A 17752-nucleotide genomic window follows, 5' to 3' on the forward strand; every position below is an offset into this window, starting at 1 on the left:
GCCAGGAGCATCGCCGGGTAGCTAAGTCCGGATTGGATAAGTGCTGAAAGCATCTAAGTACGAAGCCGACTTCAAGATAAGATATCCATTAAGGGTGGTTGTAGACTACGACCTAGATAGGCTACAGGTGTAAAGGCAGCAATGTCATAGCCGAGTAGTACTAATTGCCCGGACGCTTTCAATGGTGCCAGTAGACTCACCGTAGAAAACTGGCACCGAACAACAAACCAGAGGTTTGCTATATTAGGAATATAAGTTAACGATACTCGCTCTTTTACATCAGTCAATATAGTTGACAGTTGAAAGTTGACAGTTACATATAAAACATTGTCCACTATCAACTATCCACTATAAAAAGCATTCAGGTGGTTATAACACCGGGGCTCCACCTCTTCCCATTCCGAACAGAGAAGTTAAGCCCGGTCGTGCCGATGGTACTGCGCAAGTGGGAGAGTAGGTTACCGCCGTTTTAAGAAGAGAAGTCCTTCACTAGTGTAGTGAGGGACTTTTTTTGTTTGGGTATGGACAGTGATAATGATCTCTTTGAAAAATAGATAATCTTCATAGAAATAAGTAATTATGTAGAAAAAATAGTTAGCTTTATACCTTCATTCTGATTTTATAATTCTTATGAAAATCGTCTATATTGTTCATGATTATACAAACTCGGCGGGCATAGAGAGAGTTGTTTCTCTAAAATCGAATTACTTTGTTAATATAGGTTATGATGTGCATATTGTAAGTTGTTGCCATGAAGAAAAAGAGCCTTTTTTTGAATTTGATTCCAGGATCAAATTCTATAATTTAGCACTACCCTCAATTAGAGTAAAATACAAAAAACTTTTTGTTGATAGATTATCACTTTACCTGAAAGATGTAAAACCTGATATTGCGATTTCCACAGGAATGCGCGTAATGAATTATTTGTATGAGGTAAATGATGGCAGTAAAAAGATATTGGAGACTCATTTTTCAAAATATAGACGAAAATTTAAATTGGCAAAGCTTGAAAATAGTAAATTAGGGCGAATATTGTTAAATGCTTACTATTTTAAGTTCAACAAAATAGTAAGAAGATATGATAAGTTTGTTGTTTTAACGAACGAAGATAAAAAGTCGTGGCTTATAGCTAATATTCCGAATATAGAGGTTATCCCGAACCCATTGACTTTTATTCCAGAGAAATCTTCGGATTTGAAAACCAAAAGAATTATCGCTGTCGGACGATATACTTATCAAAAAGGATTTGATCAAATATTTGATATATGGCATAAGATTGAATCTCTATATCCAGATTGGATTCTGACTCTGTATGGAACAGGAGCGAAAGGTGCAAAACTTAAGTCAAAAATACAAAGTTTGAATTTGGGGGGGCGTGTAGAATTACGACCACCGGTAAAGGATATTTCAAAAGAGTTTCTTCATAGTTCAATTTTTGCATTACCATCTCGTTATGAAGGCTTACCTATGGTATTACTAGAGGCCATGGTATGTGGAGTACCTGCTGTATGCTTTGCCTGTAAATGTGGACCACGTGATGTAATAATTGACGGAGAAGATGGATTTTATGTTGAAATGGGTGACGAAAAAAAATTTAAAGAAAGACTGACTTTGTTGATGGATGATGTAGTTATAAGACAAAAAATGGGAAAACAGGCTCGTGAAAATATAATGTTTTTAAAAGAAGAGAATGTAATGCCTAAATGGATATCTCTTTTTGAAGGGCTTTTCGTTCCATGATATTGATTGGAACTATGCTTGTTATCTGAATCATATGATTGTCATATTCATTTTAACTTGAGTACTTAGATATCGAAGTAATATATATCTTTGATTGTTCGTAACTATTAGCAGGTGAGGTTTTCAAAGTTTTAAATGAACAGTTAGATTGTTGTGTGAGATATCTGAGTGATATATTGAAAAAAAACACACTATCTTTGTGGATTCATAAATAAAAAGATATGCCAAAGATTTCTATTATAACACCTACTTACAATTCAGAAAATACAATACATGGAACAATTGAAGCCTTACTCAGGCAAACATTTTCTGATTTCGAATACATCATTGTTGATGGTGTCTCCAAAGACAATACAGTGGAGAAAATAAAAAGCTATATACCTGCTTTTGAGCAGAAAGGGGTAAGTGTGCGAATATTGAGCGAGCCGGATAAAGGTGTTTACGATGCAATGAATAAGGGGATTGCTCTGGCGCAAGGAGAGCTTGTGGGGATTACAAATTCTGATGACTGGTACGAAGATAATGCTTTGGAAGTAATGTGGGATAAGTTTACTGATGGAGAAGTAAATCGATCTAACTGCATGATATATGGTATTGAACGGGTTTGGAAAGATGATAAGATATTTAATGTACAACGACGTGGTGCTGCTTTCATCTCTGAGAGCGTATTGCCGCATTCAACTTTCTTCGTGTCAAAGGCTGTCTATGATAAATTCAGAGCTTTCGATTTATCTGTAAAAGTATTGGCTGATTATGATTTTATTTGCAGATGCGCAAGCCAAGGTGTGAGTCTGGAAGAAGTGGATGTTGTAATATCTAATTTTAGATTAGGCGGTATATCCTCTTCATACTTTGATTTTTATTCCGATTATTATGAGATAAAGCATAAATATGGATTTATTGATAATAAGAAATATAAAGAATTAAAGTTTGTTCTGAAGGTGAAAAAGCTTATTAATAAGGTGGCAAAGAGGTGGTAATTATAATTTAATGTAGCAGATATAACAAATGAGGGTATTGCAATTGATGCAATACCCTCATTTAATATAGGTTGGAGTTTATTTCAATGTCTGATCCATCCAGTTTATTCTTCTGGTAAGCCAATCTTTCAAATAATTGACTTCTCCTTGATAACTACCTGTTACAAAAGGATTCGGCCATACAGCTTTATCTAATATCGGCCATCGCTTAAAGTTTTTATACTGGGATACTTTCATCCTGTCAGCTAATTCGTCGATAAATGGATACAGATTGCTGAGCTTGTCACTTCGCAACTCGATCCACCGGTCTGTCACCATTTTATCAAATTCTGCATGCTTAAAGAATTCTTGATACCAGGCAGCTTTAATCCGTGCATACCAGCCGGTTGTAATTTCGCAGCCTTCGTAGTTTACATTTCCAAAAGCGATATCGTAATCCCATACAGGGCCAAAGTATAACTTATCATTATCCCTGTCTTTATACACAAAAGTACTTAGGCGAAGATTACTATCCACATTTTTTGATAATTCACTTAGTAGAAGATAATCAATGAAGGATTTCATATCCAGGTATTTTGGTAGTTCGGAAACAGTGTTGATCCCATCTTTCCCGTAGATAATATTTTCTATGTTTTGAATATACTCACGGATATATTCCTTTTGAATAGCGGGGATGTCCTCTGGTCTGTTTACACAAAACACCATTTTTGCTTCTTCGGTTTCGAACCACACAGGTTCTCCTTTTCGCTCGTCTATTTCCAGCAGGTATCCACCTGAGATATTTGTATCAGATGGCCCCATTTCGGCGATATTCACCCTGTCCTTATCTATTCTTATATGTTCTCCGATCATATAATTACCAATGAAGTCACCGTTGAGAACGACATCTACATATTCCATACGTGGGGTATAGGCAAATCCCATACGACGGCTGATTTCAAAAGCGAGCTCATTTCTCATCAAGGTTTTATCAGAATAATTCGCTAATAAAACCCAATGTTTGTTTTTGGGCATGCCTAGTATTTCGCTGGACTTGCTTAATTTAAGACGGTATGGTTTCTTTTCCATTCCCCATGTACTGTTTCCCCGGCCTCTTATCTCGGTGGTAGCTTCGAGTAATTTTTCAACGATTTCACCTTTTTCATTCCGGGATTCAATAGTAATAGTGGCGTTTATATAATCTTCCTTTGATGTAATTGGCTTTCCATTCTCTGTGGTGATCGTCAAAAGAGGGTAATGGTGTCCTTCCGGATCGGGAATTACAGGAGGTGCAGCCTCCTGATTAATTTTTACAGTTTCAGACCTTTCTGCGGTTTTTACTGATAAAGATATTGAACGCACGGTCTCAATTGTATTCTCAGATGCTTTTACCGAGATGTTCATATTCCCTTTTCCACTTAAGGGGCTGATGGTTATCCAATCATTTTCTTCTACGATTATTTTCCATTCAGTGTTAGATTTTATCGAAAAAGTCTGTGTCTCGCCTTCTGCGCTGAATGACAATTCATTCTTAGACAGACTTAAATATTTGATATCTTCCTTGTTGTCATTCTTATCAGAACAACTGATTATGGAAAGCAAAAATATGAAGAACGTAAAGAGCAAAATTTTGTTTTTCATGAAGATTGATATATTAGGTGCATTTATCTTTTACAAAGAAAATAAGAAAATTGGATAATCAAAGATTTCCTTTTGTTTTATTGATATTTTATCTTCTATTTTGAGTGATAAAAGGGTTATCTATTTACTTGTTTTTCCCGATAAAAATTCGTATATTTGTTAGATTTTTGAACGCAAAACATTAGGTGATTATTCACCTTAAAAATAGCAAGAAATAAATATGACAGAGAAACAAAAAATGGCAGGCGAGTCTTACTCGGCGCAGAATATTCAGGTGCTTGAGGGTCTGGAGGCTGTAAGGAAAAGACCTGCGATGTACATTGGTGATATCAGCGAAAAAGGTTTGCATCATCTAGTGTACGAAGTTGTTGATAACTCTATTGACGAGGCCCTGGCTGGTTATTGTGACGATATAAAAGTTACTATTCACGAAGATAATTCTATTTCTGTAAAGGATAATGGACGTGGTATCCCGGTGGATATCATGGAGAAAGAGAAGAAATCGGCTCTGGAAGTTGTATTGACCGTATTGCATGCCGGAGGTAAATTTGACAAGGGAACTTACAAAGTGTCGGGTGGACTGCATGGGGTAGGGGTGTCATGTGTGAATGCTCTTTCTACACACCTGCGTGCTGAGATCCATAAGCAGGGCAATATATACGTACAAGAGTATTCTTGTGGCAAACCATTAACTGCGGTAGAAAAAATAGGTGAAACAAAGGATAATGGTACAACCATCACTTTCAAACCGGATGATACGATATTCACAGTTACCGAATATAAATATGATACACTGGCGTCGCGTCTTCGCGAGCTTGCTTTCCTGAATGCGGGAGTTCGTCTTTCGTTGACCGATCTTCGCCAGAAGAAAGAAGACGGGACTTTCCGTACCGATATATTCTATTCTGAAAGAGGATTAGAGGAATTTGTGCGCTATATAGATGCTTCAAAAGAGGCCTTGATTGATGATGTTATACACATTGTGACAGAGAAGCAAGGCGTTCCTGTAGAAGTAGCGATGACTTATAATACTTCTTATAATGAAAATGTCTATTCTTATGTAAATAACATTCATACTATCGAAGGCGGTACTCACCTTACAGGTTTTCGTCGTGCATTGTCGCGTACTTTGAAGAAGTATGCCGATGATATGAAGATGTTGGAAAAAGTCAAGATAGAAATCAGTGGAGACGACTTCCGTGAAGGTCTTACTGCTGTAGTTTCTATCAAAGTGGCAGAGCCGCAATTTGAAGGACAGACCAAAACAAAACTTGGGAACAATGAAGTTATCGGAGCTGTAGATCAGGCTGTAGGTGAAGCTTTAGGGCATTTTCTTGAAGAACATCCGAAAGAAGCTAAGATCATAGTTGAAAAAGTTATACTTGCCGCTACGGCTCGTGCTGCTGCACGTAAAGCCCGTGAAATGGTACAACGTAAATCTCCGCTTACAGGAGGAGGGCTTCCGGGTAAGTTGGCAGACTGTTCCAGTAAAGATGCTTCCAATTGCGAGATATTCCTTGTCGAAGGGGATTCTGCGGGTGGAACTGCAAAGCAAGGTCGTGACCGTGCATTTCAGGCTATCCTGCCTTTACGGGGTAAGATATTGAATGTAGAGAAAGCGATGCCTCACAAAGTATTGGAGAGTGACGAGATAAAGAATATATACACTGCTCTTGGAGTTTCTATCGGTACTGATGAAGATTCGAAGGAGTTGAATCTGGAAAAATTGCGTTATCATAAAGTAGTGATAATGACCGATGCGGACGTGGACGGTAGTCATATTGCTACATTGATTCTTACATTCTTCTTCCGTCATATGAAAGCTTTGCTAGAGAAAGGTTATGTGTATATTGCTACTCCACCGCTTTACTTATGTAAGAAAGGGAAAGTGGAAGAATACTGCTGGGACGACAGGCAACGCCGTGCCTTTATCGATAAATATGGTGATGGTGACGAGAACTCAATTCATACACAACGTTATAAAGGTCTTGGAGAGATGAATGCTATCCAGCTTTGGGATACAACAATGAACCCTGAACACCGTACCTTACGTCAGGTGACAATTGAGAATGCAGCCGAAGCTGATCATATTTTCTCCATGCTAATGGGTGAAGATGTTGCCCCTCGCCGTGAGTTTATAGAAGAAAATGCCACTTATGCCAAGATTGACGCCTAAGGGATTTTGACGATAAGAATGAGCCGCAGTAATGCGGCTTTTTTTTGTAATAGCCTTAATCAGATAATATTTAGGGCAAACGCACGAAATCGAGGATTTTAGCCATTGATTTCATTTACATTTATTGACTGTATATAGTTAAAACCTGACACATCTGACATTTTTTGGACTATTTCCGCACTGTCATTTTTACATCCATTAATCATATATAGTTAAAAAGTAACATAGAAAACAATTAATAATTAAGAATGAATAATGCCAATCACCCTGCTGGCGCGGACTTCCAGTCCGTATCTTGTTGACAGGGCGAAAATGTTTGTTACGCAACATGCAGACGGGACGTCTGCGCGCCGATGTGCCAATGTCGCGAAGCGACGAACTCACTACCCACTACTTAAAACTCATCACTTATCATTTTATTTACGTTTATTAACTGTATTTAGTTAAAACCTGACACTTCTGACAGAATTTACAGTAAACAGTTAGCAGTAAACAGTAAATAACCCGTAACTGCTAAAAAGGTAACACTTGTAACACTCTGTACAATTAGTAGTAAACTATAACCAACTTTGTCGATGCTGAGTGAAGCGAAGCATCCCGTAAATAAAAAGACTCTGTGCTACTCCGTTTACTCTGTGGTTAAAAATAAAAGGTAACAAAGGTTACACTTTTTTAGCTATTAGCTGATAGCTGTTAGCCAATAGCTTATGTACAAAACTTGACAAATCTGACTTTTTACACATTTTTTTATTATCACTTTCAACTTTCAACTAAAAAAACATTTGCTAATATGCTAACTTACAAACAACGTCCACCGAAGTGAAGACGAGGTAAATTTGCTAATTAATTATTTCAAAGAACTCCCTTTTCTTGTAAACTACTATACTATCTACTAGTACACTTAAAAATAGCATAGATAAACTTTCTGCATAAAAACACATATTTCGTGCGTTTACCCTTGATAATATTAAAATGACTTTAAGGATATCATATCATTTCTTATCTTTGCACCTGTATATTTTAACTGTAAATAAAATGACCTTTAAGAATATTATCGCTGTGTGCCTTATGCTGTCGCTGATAGCCTGTGCATGTAATAATAAAACTGCGTCAAAAGCAGTGGAAGCATACCAGAAAGTTTCGCCCGATTTCAATGCCGATAGTGCATATCAGTTTGTAGATAAGCAAGTCGCTTTCGGTCCCCGCGTACCTAATACCCCTCAGCATATTGCCTGCGGTGATTATCTTGTGGGCGAACTGAAGCGTTTCGGTGCAGACGTGCAGGAGCAAAAGATGGTGCTGACCGCATATGATGGAACAAAACTGAATTCCCGTAATATAATAGGTTCTTACGGACTGGATAAGAAGACCAGGGTATTGCTCTTTGCTCATTGGGATACACGTCCTTATTCAGACCACGACCCTAATCCGGATAATTATCACAAACCTGTGTTAGGCGCAAACGATGCTGCCAGTGGAGTAGGTGTGTTACTCGAAATAGCCCGTATCATTCAATCTCAATCTCCGGAAGTAGGAGTGGATATCATTTTCTTCGATGCGGAAGATTACGGTATACCTGAGTTTGCAGAGAAATCTGTTATCGAAGGAAATACATGGTGCTTAGGCTCCCAATACTGGGCTAAAAATCCGCATGTACCTAATTATAAGGCTAAATATGGTATTTTACTCGATATGGTAGGTGCCGATGGAGCTACTTTCTACAAAGAAGAATATTCACGCATTTATGCAAAGAATATTGTAGAAAAGATTTGGAGTACTGCCGGACAGCTAAACTTCGGAACCTTTTTTAAAGGTGATACTATAGGGGGTATTACCGATGACCATGTACCTGTGAATGAGGTGCGCCGTATTCCAAGTGTAGATATTATCGATTACAGACCAAATACGGAACACGGTTTTTTCCATTCGTGGCATACTCAGAAAGATGATATGAGCAACATCAGCAAGCAAACACTCGGAGTTGTCGGACAGACAGTCCTAGAGGTTATCTATAAGGAGAAATAAGAATGGCTACAATAAACGAATTACAAGACGAGATAATAGAAGAGTTTTCCATGTTCGACGATTGGATGGATCGTTATGCGCTCCTCATAGAACTGGGTAACTCCCTTGATAAACTGGATGATAAATCGAAGACAGAAGATAATCTTATAGTGGGATGCCAGAGTCGTGTATGGTTGCAGGCCGATTATGTCGATGGCAAAGTCGTATTTAAAGCAGAGAGTGATGCTGTTATCGTGAAAGGGATAATTGCCTTGCTTATTAAAGTTTTATCGAACAGAACTCCTGATGAGATTATCAATACCGACCTTTATTTTATAGAAAAGATCGGTTTGAAGGAAAATCTTAGTCCTACCCGTTCCAATGGGTTGGTTTCGATGATAAAGCAGATTCGTTTTTATGCCATGGCGTACAAGGCGAAGGAAATGGGATGACATTTTCTTTCAAAATGCCCGGTATACCACGGCCCGGCCTTTTGTCTCTATTGTAAACTCAGTGTCTGTACACTCATTCAGTGTTGCCTGCCACCAATTTGTAAACACATGATTATTTATTGGATATGCGAGGTTATGGGAGGTTAAAGGCATTTTGTCAATAGAGAAAAGTGACACTTGTTGCTTTACTTCACTTTCGAATATTGAGTCGGAATCAATAGCTACAAATACTCCATAATCCGTAACCATTTCCACATCGGCATCTTTCATATAATCGCATAGCAGGCTGATATTTGCTATTGTATGGTCTTCTCTTTTACCAGTCGCTCCCAGAATGGTAATATTGCGTTTACCTTGTTTTATACAGAATTGTACTGCTTTTGTCAGATCATTTGTTTCCTGTTCAGAGATGCGGTGTATGATATCTGCAAATTTAGATAAGCTATCCTCCGATAGCGAATCGCAGTCGCCAACAATAGCATCCGGTATCAAATTGGTTTTAGCCAGATTATTAATAGCTCCGTCGCAGCAAACAAGGTATTTACTGTTATTTAATATTGCCAAAGCAACGGGGTGGGCAGGGAATTCTCCGTTTGCTAATATTACTGTTTTCGTTTCCCCGTAAGGATACGGCATGTTGTATCTTTTCATTCTGAATGTTCTATAGCCTATAGAACAGCAAAGTTAGCGATTAGTTCGGTTTTTTAATCCATCCGTCTCCTCATTTTGTTCGAATGAGCCGACAGGTTTTGCTGAGTTTGAATTGCCGGACAGGTCAAACTCTTTCACTTCCTCTTGTCCTGCGCTGTCGAAGTTAAACATCTTGTATTGCTGTCCGTCTTTATCGACTCTTACACCCCATGTTTTGCTTTCAGGAGTGTGCCAGAAGGTACATTTCCATATGTTGCCGTCGGTTTTGTTGTAAACGCCCTCAAATTCGAGATATTCTAATACATCGTTATATCCAAAAGCATCCCGCCCGCTTTCATAATCTATGATTGAGCAATTACCGCGGGCATCACATTCGATCCATTTACCTACTTTTACCTGTAGAGGCAATAATACTCCTTTTTGCTTTAAACTCCCATTGGGATAAAACTCTTTATAAATGGTATGGATGGCAGGGTATGCAGGCTTTTCGAATATTTCGATATTGGAATTGCGTCTGTACGCTTTTGCCTGTACTTGTGTTCCGTCAGTCTTGGTTTCCGTATAATCCAAGATAGAGCCTTTAAATTTGGAATTGTACTGATTTGTATTTAATTTTTCGCTGTTAATTGCCACTTTAATATTGGGGTAAATTTCGGTGAAAGCCGATTGAGCCGTTGTTTCGGTGAAAACCATTAATATGAGAACTGCGAAAATTGCCGGTTTTAATATAGTTGTTTTCATAATTCAATATGTTTGTGTTTGTAGTTTTGTTTACACGTCAAATATACGAAAAAATGATTTTAACTATTTAAAACGAGAGTAAACATATCTTTTTTATTTATACTATTTTAACTCTGTATGGTTGAGAGGTTACAGAAGCAATAAGACTTAATTAATAATGTCGACCAGTAGTTGAGTTTTTAATCTTGAATTTTTCTTCTGCGCGGAATCAAAGATTACTCGAATTACTGTTGCCTAAAGCTGCAAAATGAGTATTCTGACGAAATAAAACGAAGTCGGGTTAGTGTCCGATATGTAAAGTGTTTAAAAATGTCTTATAAAATTTAGATGCTTCATTATCAAACAATCTACAACCAAAATTATCTAAAGAATGTCAAAAACAGAACTTTCCCTATAACGATATGGTTCAAAAAGGTGTGTTTAGTTTGTTTTTTTAGTATTTTTGTGCCTGCATAATGCAGAGTTAGAGGAAAAAGTATAACTGAATGATTTCAAAGATAATAGCCAGTCAGAAAATAACAGAGGTAGAAGAGTTACTCAATAAGTATGATAAAATAGTGATTGTGACACATGTATCGCCTGATGGTGATGCTATTGGCTCATCTTTGGGATTATATCATTATCTGAATGATTTGGGAAACAATGTGAATGTAATTGTTCCAAATTCTTTTCCCGATTTTCTGAAATGGATACCCGGTGCTAAGGACATTCTCGAATATGAGAGATATCCTGAATTTGCACAAAAACTAATTGCTGAGGCTGAGCTTATATTCTGCCTCGACTTTAATGTGCCGAAACGCTCTTATCATTTAGGGCCTTTTATAGAAGCGGCAAAAGGGAAAAAGGTGTTGATAGACCATCATCCCGAACCGACTGATTTTTGTGATGTAATGATCTCGTATCCGGAAATATCATCGACCAGCGAACTCATTTTTCGTCTTATCTGCCGGATGGGTGATTTTGAAGTAATGAGCCACGAAAGCGCTACTGCGATCTATACCGGAATGATGACCGATACGGGTGCATTTACCTATAATTCGAATAGTGCCGAAATCTATTATATTATAGGTGAACTGCTGAAAAAAGGCATAAATAAAGACCAGATATATTCGAATGTATATCATAATTATTCAGAAGACCGTTACCGTATGCTGGGCTTTACCCTGTCCGAAAAGATGAAGATATATCCTGAATATAATTCGGCTTTGATATGGCTGACAAATGAGGAACAGAAAAGATATAAAGTGAAAAAAGGCGACACAGAGGGTTTTGCCAATCTGCCTTTAAATATTAAAGGAATTATTTTCTCTGTTTTTATCCGTGAAGACAATGAAATGATAAAAATTTCGTTTCGTTCTCAGAAGGACTTCCCTAGCAATAAGTTTGCAGCTCAATGTTACAATGGCGGCGGCCATCTTAATGCCTCAGGAGGAGAGTTCTACGGGACAATGGATGAAGCAATCGCTATATTTGAAAAAGCATTGCCGGAATATGCTGATTTACTAAATAAGAAATGAGTAATTACTAAATACGAATAAGAATACATGAGAAAGATTATTGGCGCAATATTTACTTTTATGGGTTTAGCGATTATTTTTTCTGCTTGTGGCGGAGAAACATACGCAGATAAACTGAAAAAAGAAAAAAAGGGTATCGAACGCTTTATAAATGATAATAAGATTACGACCAGAGGAACATATCCTACCGATCATAAATTTGCTGATAATGAGTATTATCTGGATGAGAACACCGGCGTTTATTTCCGGGTGATCGATCCGGGTGATGAAAGCAAACTGCCGGTAAAAGGTAAAACAGATGTGTATCTCAGGTATGAGAATATCCTTAACTTACTAAATGAGAATGATACTATAGCAGCAAATAATTTTCAGGGTACATATATGACTTTCCGTTATGGAAATACATCCACATATATGGGTAGTGGTACCTCTACTACCTATCAACTTCAGATGTATTACTTCCTGTCTCAGGCTTGTGTTTTGCCCTTAGAACAAGGATTAGGAAATGGAGCTGAAGTTAGCTTGATTGTTCCGTTTGCAAACGGGTCTACTTATCAGCAGGCAAATTATATTCCGATGTTTTATGGACGTTTGAGATACCAATTTACATTGGATGAAACCGAAGACACTAAAGAATAAATAGGAAGATGGCCTTAATAAAATCTATATCAGGAATACGGGGAACTATCGGCGGAAGAGTCGGAGATGGTCTCAATCCTCTCGATACGGTGAAATTTGTATCAGCATACGCTTCTTTTATAAGGGAAAACGTAAAGAATGGTTCCAATACTATTGTTGTTGGTCGCGACGCCCGTATTTCGGGTAAGATGATGGAGCAGATAGTTGTAGGTACGCTTATGGGCATGGGATTCGATGTAGTAAATATCGGTTTGGCAACGACTCCTACTACCGAATTGGCTGTAGCTATGGAACATGCCTGTGGAGGAATTATTCTTACCGCTAGTCATAATCCAAAACAATGGAATGCGCTGAAACTGCTCAACGAAAATGGAGAGTTTCTCAATGCTAAGGAAGGCGAAGAGGTTCTTCGTATAGCCGAAAGCGAAGATTTCCATTATGCGCATATCGACCATATTGGCAGTATAAAAGAAAAAGATTATACAGACAAACATATACAGGCTGTTCTTGGTCTTGCTTTGGTCGATGTGGAAGCCATTAAAGCCGCAGATTTTGAAGTCTCTATCGACTGTGTCAATTCTGTTGGCGGTATTGTTATTCCTAAGCTGTTAAAGGCATTGGGAGTAAATAAAATAAACGAACTGTACTGTACTCCTAACGGTGAATTTCCGCACAATCCGGAACCACTACCGGAGCATTTGAAAGATATATCGATAATGATGAGAACTACATCGTCGGATGTCGGTTTCGTTGTCGATCCCGATGTAGACCGTCTGGCAATTATTTGCGAGAATGGTGAAATGTTCGGTGAAGAATATACGCTGGTTGCAGTAGCCGACTATGTATTGAAACATACTCCGGGCAATACCGTGTCCAACCTTAGTTCGAGTCGGGCATTGCGCGATGTGACCCGTAAATATGGTTGTGAATACAATCCTGCGGCAGTAGGGGAAGTGAATGTGACTACCAAGATGAAAGCTACCGATGCCGTAATAGGCGGAGAAGGAAATGGCGGGGTTATTTATCCGGCCAGCCACTACGGACGCGATTCGCTGGTGGGTATCGCTTTGTTCCTGTCGCATCTGGCACATGAAAAAAAGAAAGTAAGTGAGATACGCTCGTCCTATCCGCAGTACTATATAGCAAAACAGAAAGTAGAACTGACTCCCGGACTCGATGTGGATGGTATACTGAAGGCTGTTAAAGAAAAATTCAGTCAATATGATGTAACGGATATAGATGGTGTGAAAATAGATTTTCCTGACAAATGGGTACACCTTCGTAAGTCTAATACCGAGCCTATTATCCGTGTATATTCCGAAGCGCATTCGATGAAAGAGGCAGAGGAAATAGGCGGCGAGATAATGAATGTAATCAGGCAGTTGGCAAAATAAATAAGGCTGATGCTAAAAAAATATAGGATAACAATCTTTTTCTTTATAGATTTGTTATCCTTTTTTTATGACAGGTCGCAGACCTATTTATTATTTTTGCATCTGTAGTAACAATAGCTGGCTACGATCAAGTAATGTCGCATCAAATACTATCTTTTGCTTATTAAGTAAAATAATATGGCTAAAATAGAAACATTTAAAGGTTTTACTCCGGAGACGTTCAGGTTCTTTAATGACCTGAAAGAGAATAATTATAAAGAATGGTTCGATGAACACAAGCATATCTACGAAAAAGAGGTTTTGAATCCGTTGAAAGCATTAGTTGCTACATTATCGCCTGCTATGCACAATATAGATCCATTATTCGAACTGCGGCCGCATCGTTGTCTGTCAAGGATATACCGTGATATTCGTTTTTCTAAAAACAAAGACCCATATAAGGATTTTATGTGGATGGCATTCCAGATACCTGTTACAAATGATGTATGGAAAGATCATCCGGGCTATTTTCTGGATATTTCCGGTGAGGGATATACACTTGGACTGGGCCTTTTTCAACCGAAGAAGAAAGTGATGGATGCATTCAGGGAAGAGATAACCTACGATGCCGAAGAATTTCAGCGAATAACTCAAAAAACGGTCTTAGATAGGGGATATACTATAAACGGGGAAGAATATAAACGCCCGATAGTTAACGACTTGTCCGAATATTTTCAGCCATGGATACAGCGCAAAGGTATATGGGTGAGTAAGCATAGGCCGGTAGGAGAAGAGTTGTTCTCTGCCGATTTTGCTAACCTGATGAAAGAAGACTTTGTGGCCATGGAATGGCTTTATAACTTTATGAAGGAAGCGACTTTGGATTAATCCGCTATTTTTTTAACTTACAACTCATAACCCATAATTCATAACTAAAAATACATTTCAATGAAAAAAATCAGAGCAGCAATTGTCGGATACGGAAATATCGGGCAATATGTATTGGATGCGATACTATCATCACCGGATTTCGAAGTGGCAGGTATTGTCCGCCGCGACCCTAATAATGTTCCGGACGAACTGAAAAAATATCCTGTAGTAAAGGCAGTGAAAGAACTGAAAGATGTAGAGGTGGCAATACTTTGTACGCCTACACGCAGTGTCGAAGAATATGCAAAAGAGTGCCTTGCCGCCGGAATCAATACTGTGGACAGCTACGATATACATGGTGGGATCGTTGTTTTGCGCAAGTCGCTGGATACAGTAGCCAAAGCTAACAATACAGTGTCTATTATCTCAGCGGGATGGGACCCGGGTACAGATTCTATGGTGCGTTCCATGTTCGAATTTATGGCGCCTAAAGGTATCACTTATACCAATTTCGGTCCGGGTATGAGTATGGGACATACGGTTGCAGTGAAAGCCATAAAAGGAGTAAAAGCGGCATTGTCCATGACTATTCCTGTGGGTACGGGGATTCATCGTCGTATGGTTTATATAGAAGTGGAAGATGGACATAATTTTGCTGATGTAGCGGCAGCGATCAAAGCTGACGACTATTTCGCACATGACGAAACGCATGTGATGCAGGTAGAATGTGTAGATAACCTCAAAGATATGGGACATGGCGTAAACATGGTGCGCAAAGGTGTTTCTGGAGATACACAGAATCAACTTCTGGACTTCAACATGAAGATAAATAATCCTGCTCTTACTGCTCAGGTACTTGTGGCGTCGGCACGTGCTACCCTGAAACAAAAGCCGGGAGCGTACACTATGATCGAGGTGCCTATAATAGATTATATATATGGCGATAAAGAAGCCTTGATAAAGAAATTAGTGTAAAAATTAATGAAGAATTAAAAATGAAGAATTAAGAATAGGGTATTGCATGTTACAACACTTTCTATTCTTCATTCTTCGTTCTTCATTCTTCGCTCTTCATTCAAAAATATGATTTGTTTCCCCAACGCGAAAATAAATTTAGGCCTGAATATTGTATCTAAGCGGGCAGATGGATATCATAATCTGGAAACCATCTTTTACCCCATTGAGGTTAAAGATGCTCTGGAGATAATAATCCGTGAAGAGCAGTCTTCCGACACCTTTATTGAAGCCGGAATAAGAGTGGATTCTATTGCCGAAGACAATTTGGTAATGAAGGCCTTGAGGCTGATGCGGACTAAGTATAAATTTCCTCCGGTTGAGGTACATCTTTTAAAAAAGATTCCCTTTGGAGCAGGACTTGGAGGGGGGTCGGCAGACGCATCTTTTATGTTGAAACTTATAAACAGCACTTTTGGGCTGAAAGTTTCCGACGAGGAACTGGCCGCGTTAGCTGTCCAACTGGGTGCCGACTGTCCTTTTTTTATCTACAACCGGCCCGTATTTGCTAGTGGAATAGGAGAAGTATTTGAAAATATCAATTTATCTCTCAAAGGATACTTTATAGTACTGATTAAACCGGATATCCATGTACCTACTAAAGATGCCTTTGCCGAAATAAAGCCGAAACAGCCTTATATATCATTGAAGGAAATCATAAAACAACCTGTTTCCGGCTGGAAAGGGTTAATGGTGAATGATTTTGAAAAAAGTGTCTTTACCAAATATCCTCTAATTGATGGTCTGAAAGAGGATTTATATAAGAAAGGAGCACTGTATGCATCCATGACAGGCTCGGGCTCTTCTGTTTTTGGAATTTTTAAGGAAGAACAGTCTGATATTCAAAACTCTTATCAGGACTGCTTTGTATGGCAGGGACCTGCATAATAGGGCTGTATACGTAATTTCATTTCTGAAAATAAAATCGTACCTTTGATAGTTATTATCTATTCAAAAAACAGATTTAATTTTCTCTGATGAAAAAATATATAATATATTCTCTTTCTGTCCTCATATTATGCTTTCTGGCATTTTTTTTACTTTCCAATAACAGCGGCGAAGAAGTACAATCGAAAGTACCCTATGTGCTGTCGATGACTAAGTCGGTAGAAGTTCCCCATAAGGTAGAGTTTGCCGGAGAAGAGCTCGTGCTGGACAGGTATGATCTGCATGAGCGTTATGACCGTGAGATAAACGGGTTTACTTATCTACATTCTACAACTTTACTCCTGATAAAGAAAGCTAATCGCTATTTTCCTATTATAGAACCTATATTGAAGGAAAATGGTATTCCTGAAGATTTTAAATATCTCGCCGTAATAGAAAGTAGCCTCGATCACCGTGCGGTTTCGTCGGCCGGAGCGGCCGGATTGTGGCAATTTATGCCTAAAACTGCACCCAGCTACGGATTGGAAGTATCCTCGGAAGTGGACGAACGATATTCGATAGAAAAATCGACAGAAGCTGCATGCCGTTACTTCAAAGAGGCTTATGCCAAATATGGAAGTTGGGCGAGCGTCGCTTTATCCTATAATGCAGGACAAGGAAGGATAAGTACCGAACTGGATAAGCAGCAGGCCGAAGATAGTCTCGATCTATGGCTGGTAAACGAGACTACCCGCTATTATTACCGTATGCTGGCAATTAAGCAAATATTCGAAGATCCGTCCAAATACGGGTTTGTACTTACCGAAAACGATTTATACAAACCTATCGAGTTTACAAAAGTAGAAGTAACACAATCTATCTCCGATTTGGCGGGTTTTGCCAAAGAAAAAGGACTTACTTATGCTCAGTTGAAAGATTTCAATTCATGGCTCAGGGATAGAAAACTAACTATTACTTCCAAAAGCCGTAGTTCATATACAATCCTTTTACCTACGCAGGAATCGCTCTATTATAAAAAGGGTGAGAAAATAAAAGTACACGATAAGGCCTGGATTTACAGAGACAGATAAGTGTTTAGTAAAGAACA

15 protein-coding genes and 1 rRNA gene are annotated in these 17752 nt (G+C 38.5%); 13 read left to right on the plus strand and 3 right to left on the minus strand.

Annotation, left to right across the window (positions count from 1 at the left end; translation table 11 throughout):
- The first annotated feature begins 361 nt into the window (after positions 1-361).
- From rrf to HMPREF9455_RS00040, 3 genes are all read left to right on the plus strand, one after another.
- Positions 362-470, plus strand: a 5S ribosomal RNA gene (gene rrf, locus HMPREF9455_RS00030).
- Between the two features lie 160 nt (positions 471-630).
- Positions 631-1740, plus strand: coding sequence for a glycosyltransferase family 4 protein (locus HMPREF9455_RS00035; protein ID WP_006797501.1), 1110 nt, complete (start codon positions 631-633; stop codon positions 1738-1740).
- 221 nt (positions 1741-1961) lie between these two features.
- Positions 1962-2720, plus strand: a complete 759-nt coding sequence (locus HMPREF9455_RS00040; protein ID WP_006797502.1) for a glycosyltransferase family 2 protein — start codon at positions 1962-1964, stop codon at positions 2718-2720.
- Positions 2721-2798: 78 nt separating this feature from the next.
- Here the strand turns inward: HMPREF9455_RS00040 and HMPREF9455_RS00045 are convergent, their stop codons facing one another.
- Positions 2799-4340, minus strand: coding sequence for a CotH kinase family protein (locus tag HMPREF9455_RS00045; protein ID WP_006797503.1), 1542 nt, complete (start codon positions 4338-4340; stop codon positions 2799-2801).
- Positions 4341-4560: 220 nt separating this feature from the next.
- On the opposite strand from HMPREF9455_RS00045, the gene gyrB reads away from it, so the two are divergent.
- The 3 genes from gyrB (at position 4561) to HMPREF9455_RS00060 (ending at position 8972) form a co-directional block, all read left to right on the plus strand.
- Complete coding sequence (gyrB, locus tag HMPREF9455_RS00050; RefSeq protein ID WP_006797504.1) at positions 4561-6516, plus strand: DNA topoisomerase (ATP-hydrolyzing) subunit B; 1956 nt, start codon at positions 4561-4563, stop codon at positions 6514-6516.
- Between the two features lie 1035 nt (positions 6517-7551).
- Positions 7552-8541, plus strand: a complete 990-nt coding sequence (locus tag HMPREF9455_RS00055; protein ID WP_006797506.1) for a M28 family peptidase — start codon at positions 7552-7554, stop codon at positions 8539-8541.
- Positions 8542-8543: 2 nt separating this feature from the next.
- Positions 8544-8972: a SufE family protein gene (locus HMPREF9455_RS00060; RefSeq protein ID WP_006797507.1), complete on the plus strand. Its 429-nt coding sequence runs from the start codon at positions 8544-8546 to the stop codon at positions 8970-8972.
- 9 nt (positions 8973-8981) lie between these two features.
- Here the strand turns inward: HMPREF9455_RS00060 and HMPREF9455_RS00065 are convergent, their stop codons facing one another.
- Entirely contained in the window at positions 8982-9623 is a 642-nt protein-coding gene (locus HMPREF9455_RS00065; RefSeq protein ID WP_044215267.1) for a thiamine diphosphokinase, read from the minus strand.
- Between the two features lie 33 nt (positions 9624-9656).
- On the minus strand, positions 9657-10364 hold the full coding sequence (locus HMPREF9455_RS00070) for a hypothetical protein (protein ID WP_006797509.1): 708 nt from the start codon (positions 10362-10364) through the stop codon (positions 9657-9659).
- A gap of 485 nt (positions 10365-10849) precedes the next feature.
- Between HMPREF9455_RS00070 and HMPREF9455_RS00075 the strand changes: the two genes are divergently transcribed.
- The 7 genes from HMPREF9455_RS00075 to HMPREF9455_RS00105 all read left to right on the plus strand — a co-directional run bounded on the left by HMPREF9455_RS00075 (position 10850) and on the right by HMPREF9455_RS00105 (position 17735).
- Positions 10850-11881 (plus strand): DHH family phosphoesterase, encoded by a 1032-nt coding sequence (locus HMPREF9455_RS00075; RefSeq protein ID WP_006797510.1) that lies wholly within the window; start codon positions 10850-10852, stop codon positions 11879-11881.
- A 27-nt stretch (positions 11882-11908) separates the two neighbouring features.
- Positions 11909-12520, plus strand: coding sequence for a BamK family beta-barrel-assembly machinery protein (gene bamK, locus HMPREF9455_RS00080; RefSeq protein ID WP_006797511.1), 612 nt, complete (start codon positions 11909-11911; stop codon positions 12518-12520).
- 8 nt (positions 12521-12528) lie between these two features.
- Positions 12529-13914 (plus strand): phosphoglucosamine mutase, encoded by a 1386-nt coding sequence (gene glmM, locus HMPREF9455_RS00085; protein ID WP_006797512.1) that lies wholly within the window; start codon positions 12529-12531, stop codon positions 13912-13914.
- Positions 13915-14091: 177 nt separating this feature from the next.
- Positions 14092-14781 (plus strand): DUF2461 domain-containing protein, encoded by a 690-nt coding sequence (locus tag HMPREF9455_RS00090; protein ID WP_006797513.1) that lies wholly within the window; start codon positions 14092-14094, stop codon positions 14779-14781.
- 60 nt (positions 14782-14841) lie between these two features.
- Positions 14842-15738, plus strand: a complete 897-nt coding sequence (locus HMPREF9455_RS00095) for a diaminopimelate dehydrogenase (protein ID WP_006797514.1) — start codon at positions 14842-14844, stop codon at positions 15736-15738.
- Positions 15739-15846: 108 nt separating this feature from the next.
- Positions 15847-16665: a 4-(cytidine 5'-diphospho)-2-C-methyl-D-erythritol kinase gene (gene ispE, locus HMPREF9455_RS00100; protein ID WP_044215268.1), complete on the plus strand. Its 819-nt coding sequence runs from the start codon at positions 15847-15849 to the stop codon at positions 16663-16665.
- Between the two features lie 89 nt (positions 16666-16754).
- Positions 16755-17735, plus strand: coding sequence for a lytic transglycosylase domain-containing protein (locus tag HMPREF9455_RS00105; RefSeq protein WP_006797516.1), 981 nt, complete (start codon positions 16755-16757; stop codon positions 17733-17735).
- Positions 17736-17752: the final 17 nt, after the last annotated feature.

Origin of the sequence: Dysgonomonas gadei ATCC BAA-286, from assembly GCF_000213555.1 — a bacterium.
Classification (GTDB): Bacteria; Bacteroidota; Bacteroidia; order Bacteroidales; family Dysgonomonadaceae; genus Dysgonomonas; species Dysgonomonas gadei.